This is a genomic window from Rouxiella silvae (assembly GCF_002093625.1).
GTDB lineage: Bacteria > Pseudomonadota > Gammaproteobacteria > Enterobacterales > Enterobacteriaceae > Rouxiella > Rouxiella silvae.
Genome location: NZ_MRWD01000005.1, coordinates 47,157 through 59,930, shown reverse-complemented (window position 1 = coordinate 59,930; position 12,774 = coordinate 47,157). Strand labels below are relative to the sequence as shown.

The window sequence follows — 12,774 nt, the reverse complement described above, 5'->3', positions numbered from 1 at the left end:
TTATACCGCTTCTAATCTTGCATAGGCCGCGACGAGCCACTTGATGCCTTCTCCTGGGAAGGCAATTTGCAGACGACTATGCTCGCCGCTGCCTTCCAGATTCACAATTGTGCCCTCACCAAATTTCGGATGGCGAACGCGCTGACCCAAAGTGAATCCGCTGTCATTTTGACTGGTGATTGGCGTACCCATGCTGCGATGATTAACTTGGCGGGTCACGCTGGCGCGCAGGCGCACTTCCTCTACGCAGTTTTCCGGCAGTTCGCCAACGAACCGCGAAGGCCGGTGATAGACCTCTTTGCCGTATAAACGACGGGTTTCTGCATAGGTCAACGTGAGCTTTTTCATCGCACGCGTGACGCCGACGTAGGCCAGACGACGCTCTTCTTCAAGCCGACCGCCTTCATCCAGTGCCATCTGGCTTGGGAACATGCCTTCTTCCATGCCGACGATAAACACCTGTGGAAATTCCAGCCCTTTGGCAGAGTGTAGCGTCATCAGCTGTACGGCGTCCTGATAGGCATCGGCCTGCCCTTCTCCGGCTTCCAGCGCCGCGTGAGATAGAAACGCCTGCAGCGGCATCAAGTCCTGATCTTCATCCTGATAGCTGAACTGCCGCGTCGCTGTCACCAGTTCTTCCAGGTTTTCAATACGCGCCTGGCCCTTTTCGCCTTTTTCCTGCTCATACATGATGAACAGGCCGGAGTCTTTAATCACCCGGTCCGTTTGTACATGCAGCGGCATTTCAGAGGTTTCATGCGCCAAGGCGTCGACCAGTTCGGTAAAACGTTGCAGTGAGGAGGCTGCGCGCCCCGCCAGCACTTTTTCTTGCAGCAGCGCGCGCGTGGCCTGCCACATGGTCAACTGCCGATCACGCGCCGTCTGACGGACTACGTCGAGCGTTCTGTCGCCGATGCCACGCGTCGGGGTATTGACGACGCGTTCGAAGGCGGCATCGTCGTTTCGATTGGCCATCAGGCGCAGGTAAGCCAGCGCATCTTTAATTTCCTGACGTTCGAAGAATCGCTGGCCGCCATAAATGCGGTAAGGCATGGCCATTTGCAGTAAGGCTTCTTCGAGCACGCGCGACTGGGCATTGCTGCGATAAAGAATGGCGCAATCGTTCAGCGCACCGCCGTTGTCCTGCCAGGCCTTAATGCGGTTCACCACGTAGCGGGACTCGTCCAGCTCGTTAAAAGCGCAGTACAGCGAGATAGGTTCGCCCTCAACGCCCTCGGTCCACAGGTTTTTACCCATACGACCGTTGTTGTTGGCAATCAAGGCGTTGGCGGCAGTCAGGATGGTGCTGGTCGAGCGATAGTTTTGCTCGAGGCGAATGGTTTCTGCGCCGGGGAAATCTTTCAGGAAGCGCTGAATATTTTCAACCTGTGCCCCACGCCAGCCATAAATGGACTGGTCATCGTCACCAACGATCATCACATTATTGTTTTCACCGGCAAGCAGGCGTATCCAGGCGTATTGAATGCTGTTGGTGTCCTGGAACTCGTCAACCATCAGGTTGGTAAAGCGTTCGCGGTAGTGCTGCAAAATATGCGGCTTGTTCAGCCACAGTTCGTGGGCGCGCAGCAGCAGCTCGGCGAAGTCGACCAAACCGGCACGATCGCAGGCTTCTTGATAGGCCTGATAGATACGCAGCCAGGTCGCTTCAATCGGATTGCCATAGCTTTCGATATGCTGAGGGCGGAGGCCTTCATCTTTTTTACCGTTGATGTACCACATCGCCTGGCGCGGCGGCCACTGTTTATCGTCTACGTTAAGCGCTTTGATAATGCGCTTAAGCAGGCGCAGCTGGTCATCGCTGTCGAGAATTTGGAAATCCTGCGGCAGGTTGGCGTCAAGATGATGGGCGCGCAGCAGGCGATGGGCGAGGCCGTGGAAGGTGCCTATCCACATGCCGCCCTGGCTGGTGCCAATCAGTTGTTCAATACGATGGCGCATTTCAGCCGCGGCCTTGTTGGTAAAGGTCACGGCCATAATGGAATACGGCGAGCAGTTCTCTACCGACAGCAGCCAGGCGATGCGGTGCACCAGCACGCGGGTCTTACCGCTGCCCGCGCCGGCCAGCACCAGCAGGTTGCTGCGCTTGGCGCCTACGGCTTCGCGTTGTTTTTCATTCAGGCTGTCGAGCAGGTCAGAGACGTCCATAAGCACCGTTTGTCCGGATAGAGAAATGCTTCCACGGGCAAGTCGGTTAATTCTCGAACGCCTCGCGGAGGTTTACTGCTGTTATATACAGTATTTTAACAGAAATTGCCACCTGCCCGAGAAGGCTACAGCAATGTCTTTAAGGATGCCAACGAGGAAATCTCAATATGCGGCAACAGGCGCGCATCAGGAATCTTCATCAGATTGCCTTCGCGCAGGTTGATCCAGCAAGACTGCATACCACAGCGCACTGAACCTGCCACGTCAGTGGTAAGGTCATCGCCAACGTGCAGAATATGCGCCATCGGCACATTGAGACGTTCCGCCGCCATCTGATACATATCGACAAACGGCTTTGCGCGACCGTCGCGACCGGCCACCAGCGTAAACTCAAAATACTTTGATAACCCGCACAGGTCAGGATTGGCATTACCATTGGTAATGGCGACCAGCGGCCAACGCTTTCCAAGTTCGGTCAGCGTTTCGTGAGTCTCTTGCGGCACGTCTATTTTGCTGCGCCAGTAGGCAAAGTTCTGCATCGTCGCGTCGGCACCGTCGGCCGCTTCACTTTCTTTCAAACCGCGACGCAGCATGGTGTGATAGAGCGCCTTGTGACGCCAGGCGGTAACGTCGTGATAAATTTCAGCATCCTGCTCGAGCAATTCAGCCCGCACCGCACGCCACTCTTCTGATTCGATATCGGCCATTACCGGATGGTACTGTCGCAAGAACTGCACGGTTTCAGTTTCGGTGCGGCGGATAACCGGATAGTTATCGTAGAGGGTATCGTCGAGATCAAAGGTGATCGCATCGATCTGCTGCAGTGGACGGTAAAACTTCATCAGGATTTTCCTCGTTTAGCGCGGGGATGCGCGGCATCGTAAACCGACGCCAAATGTTGAAAGTCGAGGTGGGTATAGATTTGCGTGGTCGACAAATTGGCGTGGCCTAATAGTTCCTGAACTGCACGCAGATCGCCGCTCGACTCCAGAACGTGAGTCGCGAAAGAGTGGCGCAGCTTATGAGGATGAATATGGCTGTTCACCCCCTGTTTAATGCCCCACTCGGCAAAGCGCTTTTGCACATTGCGGGTAGAAATCCGACGCCCTTGATTAGACAGAAACATCGCGTCGTCCTCTGGGCCAAACAGGTCACGCAGCGCCAGCCAGTTTTCCAGCCAAGTGACCGCCGTGCGCCCGATCGGCAGTTTTCGTTCTTTACTGCCCTTACCTATCACCCAGACTTCTCCGGAAGGCAGGTCAACGTGGCCGAGATTAATCCCTACCAGTTCGGATAAACGCAGGCCCGCGCCATACATCACTTCAAGCATCGCGCGGTCGCGTACTGCCAGCGGATCGTTGAGGTCAATGTCCAGCAGTTGCCCGACTTCATCAACGTCAATATTTTTTGGCAGATGGCGCGGGGCGCGCGGAGTAGAAATGCCCTTTGCGGGATTGGCCTTGAGCACACCTTGATGCACCTGCCAGTCAAGAAAGCTGCGCAGGGCTGAAAGACGCAGCGCCAAACTGGAGGAACCGAGACCGGCACGCTTGCTGCGCGCGGTAAGCATTCTGACTTTAGCTGCGTCAAGCTGCGTCCAGTCGGTCAGCCCAATGTCGTCGGCCATGCCGATCAGGGCCTGAAGCTGATGATGATAACTGCTTTGCGTCAGCGGGCTGAGTTGGCGCTCGACCCGCAGATAACGTAAGAATGCCTCGACTGCGGGTTGCAGCAGCGAGTCAATTTGGCTCATGCCCGCTCAATCCAGCGCGACAGCAGACCGGGTAACATCTTGGCCAGCTGGTCGAGCATCACCGTGCCCATTCCCGCCTGGTAATGCTGCGGGTCTCGGCTACTGAAAATGAGCATACCAAGTTCGCCATTTTCCCCCATCATCGAGAGCGCCACCGATCCTACCGCTTTTGCCTGGGGTAAAACCAATAAAAGCTCCGGGCCGTTAAGGCTGCCGAGGAAGTGGTGGCTGTCACCCAGTCGTTGAATACGCAGTGATTCAAACGCGCTGCGGGTTAGTGCCAGATGGGTAAAGTCAGAAGGCGCACCAATGCGCCAGCTTTCGCTAAACAGGCGAACGTTGGCGCCTGCCAGGCCAAAACCGCGGCCCCAGCGCTGTAGCCGGTTCAGCATGTCTTGCAAACTGGTCGCGTCGGCAAGATTTGCCTGTAGCTCAATCAGTCGGCCAAACAACGTTTCATTGATGGTCGCCTGCTCCATCAACAGAGTAATTTCTTCTTCAAGTTGCGCAATCTGATTGCGCTGCCGTCCGAGCTGCCATTCAACCAGCGAAATGCTGCCTTTAACCGGATGCGGGACGTGCATTTGCTCAACGCTGCGCGCATTCCTGATAAAGAAATCAGGGTTTTGCAGCAAATACTGCATCACCAGCTCGTCGTCTAGCTCGGCGGCGTTAGCGCTTTCAATCTGACCATCAAGATTGTTCATAGATGAATAAATCCGTCATAAACATGGGTGGCGGGGCCAGTCATATACAGCGGATGGCCCGGGCCTTTCCAACGAATGTCGAGGCTGCCTCCCGGCAGTTCCACCTGAACTTCTTCTGCGAGCAGTCCCTGCTGGATACCAATAGCCACCGCTGCACAGGCTCCGCTTCCGCAGGCCTGAGTCTCACCCGCGCCGCGTTCGTAAACCCGAAGCTTCACGCTTTCGCGGTCAAGTACTTGCATAAAACCGACGTTAACGCGCTCGGGAAAACGTTCGTGACTTTCAAGCAGTGGCCCCAAGTGTTCTACGCTGGCAGTGACTACGTCGTCAACCTGCAACACGCAGTGAGGATTGCCCATTGAGACAACGCCGCAGAGCACAGTGTGCTCTTCTGCCCGTAAAATATAGGTTTTTTCTGGCTTAGGGGCGCGAAAAGGAATTTGCTGCGGTTCAAATATTGGCTCACCCATATTGACCTGCACCAGCTCGTCTTCCGTCACCGTGAGGGTCATACGCCCATTCTGGGTGCTGACCTGAATATCACGTTTGTTGGTCAATCCTTTAATGCGCACGAAGCGGGCAAAACAGCGAGCACCGTTGCCACACTGCATCACTTCGCTACCGTCGGCATTGAAAATACGGTAATGAAAATCTAATTCAGGATCGTAAGGCGGCTCAACGACCAGTAGCTGATCAAATCCTACACCACGGTTACGATCGGAAAGTCGGCGGATCAGTTCAGGAGAGAAGTAAACATTTTGAGTGACGGCGTCAACGACCATAAAGTCATTGCCCAATCCGTGCATTTTAGCGAACTGCATATCTGACTCCGCGTGACTTCTGGTCATTACCAGACGTAATTACCCTGTGGCTTGAGGACTAGTACTGTACCGATCCATTTTTTTGCGCATTCTGATCGGGAGATACGCCCGTCACCTGACCCGGCTTGGCGTTAGTCACCACCACCTTTTTGCCGTCGGCCTTGTCGGCAGGCGGAAAGTACAGCGGCCCTTTCAAACCACAACCAGAGAGCGCAAACAGGACCATCGAGGCCAAAGACCAGCGTAATGCGGTTTTCATATTCAAATTTTTCATTTTGATTGTTTTCATTTTAACCAGGATCTGCGATTCATCGTCCAAGCTCTCTATAATCGCAGGTGGATCATGAAAAGCAATAGGAATCGATTATCTAACGCTGTGAGCAGTACCGGAGATAGCGCGCACGAAAGCGCTTAATCAGTGGATTTGATACTGCTGTGCCAGCGTTGCAGGCTCTGAACTGCCTTCTGAGGCGGCGATATTCAGGTGAGACAGGACGTTACTGCGGAAAGGGATCACCTGGGTACGGCCTTCGAGAGAAACAATCTGGTAGAACTGCGGCAGATTGAAATTCACAAAACTTGACCCGTAAGTGAAGCGATCGTGTGACGACGAATAGAAACGACTGACGTCGCGCACCAGGTCTTCTTTACTGCCTTCGCAGTGGTGATACACCTCAACGCGGTTGGACTCATCAAGGATATAAATATTGAATCCAACGTCGTCGCTGCTGGTTTCAAAGAAGAACTGAATAATGCCTTCACTCGCGTAGCCGTCGACGACCGAAGGTAAATGCACCTGTGAGCTTTCAACTTTTACTGACAACCCGTGCAGTTTATTGTTGGAGATCGCGCCGTAAAATTCGATCGCATTTTCAAGCTTTTGTACTGATACGCTGAGGCGCTCAAAGAACAGGCCCCAGGTCTGGCCAGAGACGCGCACCGCTTTGAAACGGCCAGGCTCGAGGCGTTTGCTCGACAGACGCAGTTCAATGCACTCAGAAACCAGTTGCTGAATACGGGTACGAATCAGGCCGCGCAGATGCTGGCTGTAGCAAAAGACCTCCACGGACTCCGGCGGTGCCGCATCCTGATGCATTTTGCCCAAAATCGTTTTCAACGCCTCAAGCACTGCCTGCTCACTGTTGAAATGCAGAGTACGCACCTCATTCCACGAGTTGCGATAGAGCAAATCGATGCTGCCGACCAGGCACTGCTGCTGTTCGCCAAAGCTGAAAACGTCGAGTTTTCGGAAATCGAAATGCACCACCTGATTGCGGAAAGCCGCCGTCGGATCGTGTTCCAAATTAACAATAATAGAAAGATGGCGGATTTCACACGGGCTATACAGCGCTTTTGGCGTCGGCGCCGGCAGGCGAATCGGGAAATTATTTGAAATATCAGCCACTAACTCACGCAGCTTGGAGATATCGCACAGGTTGCCGCTCTTGATGTGCAGACGCGTGGTCGAGGTCAGCAGGCCGTTAAAGTAGGCCCAGGCAACCAGCTTACTCAGGTAGCGGTTATATTCCAGCGGCTGATGGCTGATTATCGAGTCCATCGACGGAGACTGGTTATAAAGATACCAGCCGGTGCGGTTGGCGCGGCCAATCGGCACGTGAATAAAGGTTAAATCGGTTTCTGACAGATCAGGCGAAATCTGCGGATTCACCAGCGTAACTTTACCCGGCAGTGCTTCAAACGCGGCGTAAAGTTTACGGGTTAATACCCCAATATCCTGAGGACTGGCGCTAACGCTTAGATTGTTGCGGCGCGCAAAGCGGATCAGGTTACGATAACTTTGCATCATCGCGTCAAGCAGCTCGTTGTGTGCTTCACGCACGCGCTCTATTTTCCAATTAGCGCGATTATCGAGAATAGCGATACGCTCGTCACTCCAGCCCCATTCGCTGACCAACTGCGTCAACACTTCACGACGCCAACCCACCGCTGCGCGGGCACGGGAAAGTTTTTCGCACACTTTGAGATAGAAGCAGCGGCGAACCAGATCAAGGCGCGTAAAGTCTTCGACCTGAGTCAGGTATCGAGTTACGCGTTCGAGCATCATGCAGTAAGAATCTAGCCCAAAGCAGACGATTTCGCCCTGATGCAAGCGCTGTTTAATGTCCATCGCCAACAGCTGAGTATTGGGATACTCCCAAGAATAGGCTTCGAGCAGCAGCGTTTTTAATACGGCCTTATAAGGCGAGTCGATACTTTTATATAGCTGCCACAGGCTGGCACCAAAGTACTCTTCGGCCGACAGCGTACTGAGGCCCCCGAGGTCCAGCCACTCATTCGGGGTCAACACGCCCTGAGAATAGAGAGAAAGGACATACTCGTCGTAGTGTGCTTCTTCTTCGCCCGGCACCATATTCCACAGAATACGCTTACCGGCAAGTCTTACGGCCGTGCGATAAAACTCGTCAAGCAACAGAATATGTTGGGTGGAACCACAGTCCTCACCGCTCAGGCTGCCGCTTTCATTATGACGGAAACGGTTTTCATCAATAAGGAAGAAGCTGACTTCAACGCCCAGCGACGCAGCCCACGTCTCAAGCATGACGCATTTTTGCTGTAGGCGGCTGCGCTCTTCATTATCAAGCCACGACTGATGGCAGACCCAAATATCGAGATCAGAAGTTTGACTTTGGCCAATCGACGACGTGCTGCCCATGGAATAAACGCCAGTAATCGGCAATTCGCCGCCTACGGTGGGTTCAAACGGACTACCCCATTTCTCTTCAAGGTCGCTTAGGTAGGACTGTTGGTGATCGTCAGGCGTGAAAATACAGACGCCGTGGGGCATTTTACCTTCAAGGTAACCCGGCATCAGTGGATGATGATGATGTAAAAAGACCGGCAACAAACTGTAGACCTGCTGAAAAGCGGGGCCTTGAGCCGCTACAGCGCGATCAACGCGTAGCTGATTTATTGCATCTAATCTTTGCTTTAATGTCTCGATGTAGAGGTACAAGACTTTTCGCCTGATTTTCCAGTGTCTAGAAACAACCCCGTATCCAAATCCGCCGTTAGTTTAAAAACTTTAATTTGATATAGGTATTTGACGGATTATTGCTGGAAACGTGATCAATTTAACACCTTGCTGTTTGACCGTAAAGGAAGTAACGCACCACAATAGCTGTTGCAGCTCTATACATTTTACTTCCTGAATCGCCATGCCACAAATTTCCCTGTTTACCCGTTGTTACTCCCCTGAACGCTGACACGCTTCCACAGTAGATGATAGGATGGTCTGCGAAATAAAAAAACGGTAACAAACATGTTAGACAAAATCATCCGAATTGCTACACGTCAGAGCCCTTTGGCCCTGTGGCAGGCACAATATGTGCAAAGCCAACTCAAGGCATTCCACCCTGATTTGCAGGTTGAATTAGTGCCGATGGTCACCAAAGGCGACATTATACTTGATACGCCGCTGGCCAAGGTTGGCGGTAAAGGTCTGTTTGTTAAAGAACTCGAGCTGGCAATGCTGGACGGGCGCGCGGATATCGCGGTTCACTCCATGAAGGACGTGCCGGTTGAGTTCCCTGAAGGTCTAGGACTGGTCGCCATCTGCGAACGCGAAGATCCGCGTGACGCTTTTGTGTCCAACGAATTTGCCAGCCTCGACGATTTACCCCTCGGCAGTATTGTTGGCACCTCAAGCCTACGTCGTCAGTGTCAGCTGCGCGAACAGCGCCCCGATCTGCAAATCCGCGATTTGCGCGGCAACGTCGGCACGCGTTTGTCCAAACTGGATAAAGGCGAGTATCACGCTATTATTCTTGCGGTAGCCGGTTTGAAGCGACTGGGTCTTGAATCACGAATTCGCACCGCGCTTACGCCCGAAGAGTGCCTGCCGGCGGTTGGACAAGGCGCGGTGGGTATCGAATGCCGTCTTGACGACCTGCGTACCCGCGAGCTTCTGGCGCCGTTAGCGCACGCTGAAACCACGCTGCGGGTAGCCGCAGAACGGGCAATGAATATGCGCCTTGAAGGAGGTTGCCAGGTGCCTATTGGCAGCTACGCCGAGCTTGAAGGCGACACGCTGTGGCTGCGGGCGCTGGTAGGTTCACCTGATGGCAGCCAAATGGTGCGCGGGGAACGTCGTGGCCCGAGTAGTGAAGCTGAAAGCATGGGCATCGACCTGGCAGAAGAACTGCTGGCCGGTGGCGCGCGCGAAATTCTGCAAGAAGTTTACCAAGGTAATGCGCCAAAATGACCATTCTGGTGACCCGTCCCTCTCCCTCGGGAGAACAGCTTGTTGCCCGGCTGCGCATGCTGGGCAGGGTTGCCTATCACTCTCCATTAATAGAGTTTGCGCCAGGAAGCGAGCTTTCTAAGCTCCCAGGAATGCTATCCTCTATGGATCCACAGGACATGGTTTTCGTCCTGTCACAGTATGCGGTGAACTACGCCAACCGCGCGCTACAACAGCAGGCTCAACACTGGCCTGATTTTGTAAGCTATTATGCTATAGGAAGAACAACCGGTTTGCTGATGCACCGCGCAACCAGCCTGCCGATTATTTATCCTCAGGATGGCGAAACCAGTGAAACCTTGCTGCACTTACCCGCGCTGCAGGCGATTCAAGGCAGAAGTGCGTTGATACTGCGCGGCAACGGTGGCCGAGAATTGCTGGCCGACACGCTGCGTGAGCGCGGCGTTAACGTCAGCTACTGTGAGTGTTACAGACGCAGTCCGCTTCACTACGACCCCAGCGAGCAAAGCTCGAGCTGGCAGCGGGCGGGCATCGACACGTTGGTGGTCACCAGCGGAGAAATGTTACAACAGTTATATACGTTAGTTCCTGATTACTATCGAACAACCTGGCTTTTAGGCTGTACGTTGATTGTAGTTAGCGAACGTTTGGCGACCCTGGCCCGCCAACTTGGCTGGCAATCTATTAGGGTTGCAGAGAACGCAGATAATGATGCGCTGATCCGTGCATTAAAATAACCTGACTAAGGGATGTGCCCAGATGACGGAACAAAAAAATCCTTCCGCAAAGGTAGAAGATACAACAACTGCGGTTGAGAGCCCCCAACAGCCAGATGCTGCTTTTCGTGAAACCGTACAAAAGGAAAAGCGTACGGGCCCAATATTGGGCGCAATTGCCATTGTGTTGGTGATTGCACTCGGCGTGGGTATTTATTATCACGGACACCAACAGGCGCAGGCTGATGCGGCGAGCAATGAGGAGCTCCAGGCGCAAATCGCCAGCCTCAAAAGCAGCCAACAGCAGGACAAACAGCAAATTGATACCTTGCTCGGCCAGCAGGATAAATCCCTCCAGGAAGCCTCGCGTCAGCAGGCCTCCTTTAGCCGTCAGTTAAGTGAGTTGCAGGATAAAGTCGCCAGCATCTCTGGCAGCGATGCCAAAACCTGGATGCTGTCACAGGCCGATTTCCTGGTGAAGCTGGCCGGTAGAAAACTGTGGAGCGATCAGGACGTCACCACGGCGGCCGCGTTGCTGAAAAGCGCCGATGCCAGCCTGGCAGACATGAATGACCCGAGCCTGATTGACGTGCGCAAGGCCATCAATGAAGACGTCGGCAGCCTTTCAGCGGTGACACAGGTTGATTTCGACGGCATCATTTTGAAAGTTAACCAGCTTTCCAATCAGGTAGATAATCTGCGTCTGGCCGACAACGACACCGATGATTCACCAATGGACAGTGACAGCGGCGAGCTTTCCAGCTCTCTGACCGAATGGCGTCAAAATCTCAGCAAAAGCTGGCACAGCTTTATGTCGGATTTCATTACTATCCGCCGCCGTGATACCAGTGCAGAGCCTTTACTGGCACCCAATCAGGACGTTTATCTGCGCGAAAACATCCGCTCTCGTCTGCTGATTGCCGCGCAGGCCGTGCCGCGCCATCAGAATGAAATCTACAAACAGTCGTTGGAAACCGTATCGACCTGGGTCCGCGCCTATTTTGATACCTCGGACCCAACGACCAAGGCATTTCTGGCCGACCTCGACACCCTGAGCCAGCAATCTATTTCGATGGACGTGCCCGACCAGCTGAAAAGCCAGCCAATGCTGGAAAAACTGATGCAAACGCGCGTGCGTAACCTGCTTCAGCAGCCCGCAGCCGCGACCACCGCCAAACAGGGGGAATAACGCATGTTACGTGTTCTCATACTGTTTTTGATTGTCATTGCCGGGATTGTCGTTGGCCCAATGCTCGCGGGTCATCAGGGCTATGTGCTTATCCAGACTGACAATTACAACGTTGAAACCAGCGTCACCGGCTTGGTGATTATGGCCATTCTGCTGTTTGTAGTGCTGTTCTTTATTGAATGGATATTGCGTCGCCTATTCCGCACCGGGGCACGCACCCGTGGCTGGTTTGTGGGCCGCAAACGTTCAAAAGCACGCAAGCAAACTCAGCGCGCCATGATTAAACTGGCCGAGGGTGACCATCGCCAAATGGAAAAACTGCTGGCGCGCAATGCCGATCACGCCGAGCAGCCGATGGTTAACTATCTGCTCGCTGCCGAAGCGGCCTCGCAGCGTGGCGACGAGATTCGCACCAATCAGTATCTAGAGCGCGCCGCCGAGATTGCTGATACTGACCAGTTGCCGGTGGATATCACCCGCGTGCGTATTCAACTGGCGCAGGGAGAAATTCATGCAGCACGTCACGGCGTCGACCGCCTGATTGCCCTGTCGCCTCGACACCCGGAAATACTGCGTCTGGCTGAACAGGCCTATATGCGCACCGGTGCCTATGGGTCGCTGATGGAAATTTTACCCTCAATGGCAAAAGCCGACATCTATGACGATGAGCAGCTGCAAGTCGTGCAGGAAAGAGCCTACGTCGGGATGATGGACCAACTGATGTCGGAAGAAGGCAGCGAAGGGCTTAAGCGCTGGTGGAAGGATCAGAGCCGTAAAACCCGCCATGAACCTGCTTTGCAGGTGGCGATGGCAATCCATCTGATTCAGTGCAACGACCACGATTTGGCGCAGGAGGTTATTCTCGACGGGCTGAAACGCCAGTACGACGAACGTCTGGTGGCGCTGATGCCGAAGCTGAAATCTGGCAATCCGGAGCAGCTTGAAAAGTTCCTGCGTCAATCTATTAAGCAAAACGGCGCTACGCCGCTGCTGAACAGCACGCTGGGGCAGATTCTGCTCAAGCACGGGGAATGGTTGCAGGCAAGTGACGCGTTCCGTGAGGCGCTTAAACAACGTCCGGATGCCTACGATTTTGCCTGGCTGGCGGATGCGTTGGATAAACAACATAAGCCTGCCGAGGCTGCCGAAATGCGTCATCAAGGACTGATGCTGACGATTAATAATTCGCAGCAGTAATCA

At 53.8% G+C, this 12,774-nt stretch carries 11 protein-coding genes; 4 read left to right on the top strand and 7 right to left on the bottom strand.

Annotated elements, in window-relative coordinates:
• The 7 genes from uvrD to BS639_RS03435 form a co-directional block, all read right to left on the bottom strand.
• On the bottom strand, positions 1-2,166 hold the full coding sequence (gene uvrD, locus BS639_RS03465; protein WP_084982268.1) for a DNA helicase II: 2,166 nt from the start codon (positions 2,164-2,166) through the stop codon (positions 1-3).
• Positions 2,167-2,291: 125 nt separating this feature from the next.
• A complete protein-coding gene (gene yigB, locus BS639_RS03460) occupies positions 2,292-3,008 on the bottom strand; it encodes a 5-amino-6-(5-phospho-D-ribitylamino)uracil phosphatase YigB (protein ID WP_084982267.1) in 717 nt (238 codons plus the stop codon).
• The gene (gene xerC / locus BS639_RS03455) at positions 3,008-3,919 is read right to left on the bottom strand and encodes a tyrosine recombinase XerC (protein WP_084982266.1); all 912 of its coding nucleotides are present in this window, start codon (positions 3,917-3,919) and stop codon (positions 3,008-3,010) included. The genes yigB and xerC overlap by 1 nt, the downstream gene beginning before the upstream one ends.
• Positions 3,916-4,626 carry a DUF484 domain-containing protein gene (locus BS639_RS03450; RefSeq protein WP_084982265.1) on the bottom strand — a complete coding sequence of 237 codons (711 nt, stop codon included), beginning with the start codon at positions 4,624-4,626 and terminating at the stop codon, positions 3,916-3,918. The genes xerC and BS639_RS03450 overlap by 4 nt, the downstream gene beginning before the upstream one ends.
• The gene (gene dapF, locus BS639_RS03445) at positions 4,623-5,447 is read right to left on the bottom strand and encodes a diaminopimelate epimerase (protein ID WP_055773351.1); all 825 of its coding nucleotides are present in this window, start codon (positions 5,445-5,447) and stop codon (positions 4,623-4,625) included. The genes BS639_RS03450 and dapF overlap by 4 nt, the downstream gene beginning before the upstream one ends.
• A 58-nt stretch (positions 5,448-5,505) precedes the next feature.
• Positions 5,506-5,706, bottom strand: a complete 201-nt coding sequence (gene lptM, locus BS639_RS25225; protein ID WP_055773430.1) for an LPS translocon maturation chaperone LptM — start codon at positions 5,704-5,706, stop codon at positions 5,506-5,508.
• Positions 5,707-5,862: 156 nt separating this feature from the next.
• Positions 5,863-8,421 (bottom strand): class I adenylate cyclase, encoded by a 2,559-nt coding sequence (locus BS639_RS03435; protein WP_084982264.1) that lies wholly within the window; start codon positions 8,419-8,421, stop codon positions 5,863-5,865.
• A 306-nt stretch (positions 8,422-8,727) separates the two neighbouring features.
• On the opposite strand from BS639_RS03435, the gene hemC reads away from it, so the two are divergent.
• Genes hemC through hemY form a run of 4 tightly spaced genes read left to right on the top strand, consistent with a single transcriptional unit; the run spans position 8,728 to position 12,771 of the window.
• Positions 8,728-9,669, top strand: coding sequence for a hydroxymethylbilane synthase (hemC, locus tag BS639_RS03430; RefSeq protein ID WP_055773432.1), 942 nt, complete (start codon positions 8,728-8,730; stop codon positions 9,667-9,669).
• Positions 9,666-10,406 (top strand): uroporphyrinogen-III synthase, encoded by a 741-nt coding sequence (gene hemD / locus BS639_RS03425; RefSeq protein ID WP_084982263.1) that lies wholly within the window; start codon positions 9,666-9,668, stop codon positions 10,404-10,406. The genes hemC and hemD overlap by 4 nt, the downstream gene beginning before the upstream one ends.
• 22 nt (positions 10,407-10,428) lie before the next feature.
• The gene (gene hemX / locus BS639_RS03420) at positions 10,429-11,574 is read left to right on the top strand and encodes a uroporphyrinogen-III C-methyltransferase (RefSeq protein WP_055773357.1); all 1,146 of its coding nucleotides are present in this window, start codon (positions 10,429-10,431) and stop codon (positions 11,572-11,574) included.
• Between the two features lie 3 nt (positions 11,575-11,577).
• Entirely contained in the window at positions 11,578-12,771 is a 1,194-nt protein-coding gene (gene hemY / locus BS639_RS03415) for a protoheme IX biogenesis protein HemY (protein ID WP_084982262.1), read from the top strand.
• Positions 12,772-12,774 lie beyond the last annotated feature (3 nt).

Bases quoted from the DNA above. Each gene is read 5' to 3' on its own strand.
- dapF (WP_055773351.1), bottom strand. From the start codon at position 5,447: ATGCAGTTCGCTAAAATGCACGGATTGGGCAATGACTTTATGGTCGTT.
- lptM (WP_055773430.1), bottom strand. From the start codon at position 5,706: ATGAAAACCGCATTACGCTGGTCTTTGGCCTCGATGGTCCTGTTTGCG.
- hemY (WP_084982262.1), top strand. From the start codon at position 11,578: ATGTTACGTGTTCTCATACTGTTTTTGATTGTCATTGCCGGGATTGTC.
- hemC (WP_055773432.1), top strand. From the start codon at position 8,728: ATGTTAGACAAAATCATCCGAATTGCTACACGTCAGAGCCCTTTGGCC.
- hemD (WP_084982263.1), top strand. From the start codon at position 9,666: ATGACCATTCTGGTGACCCGTCCCTCTCCCTCGGGAGAACAGCTTGTT.
- uvrD (WP_084982268.1), bottom strand. From the start codon at position 2,166: ATGGACGTCTCTGACCTGCTCGACAGCCTGAATGAAAAACAACGCGAA.
- yigB (WP_084982267.1), bottom strand. From the start codon at position 3,008: ATGAAGTTTTACCGTCCACTGCAGCAGATCGATGCGATCACCTTTGAT.
- hemX (WP_055773357.1), top strand. From the start codon at position 10,429: ATGACGGAACAAAAAAATCCTTCCGCAAAGGTAGAAGATACAACAACT.
- xerC (WP_084982266.1), bottom strand. From the start codon at position 3,919: ATGAGCCAAATTGACTCGCTGCTGCAACCCGCAGTCGAGGCATTCTTA.
- BS639_RS03450 (WP_084982265.1), bottom strand. From the start codon at position 4,626: ATGAACAATCTTGATGGTCAGATTGAAAGCGCTAACGCCGCCGAGCTA.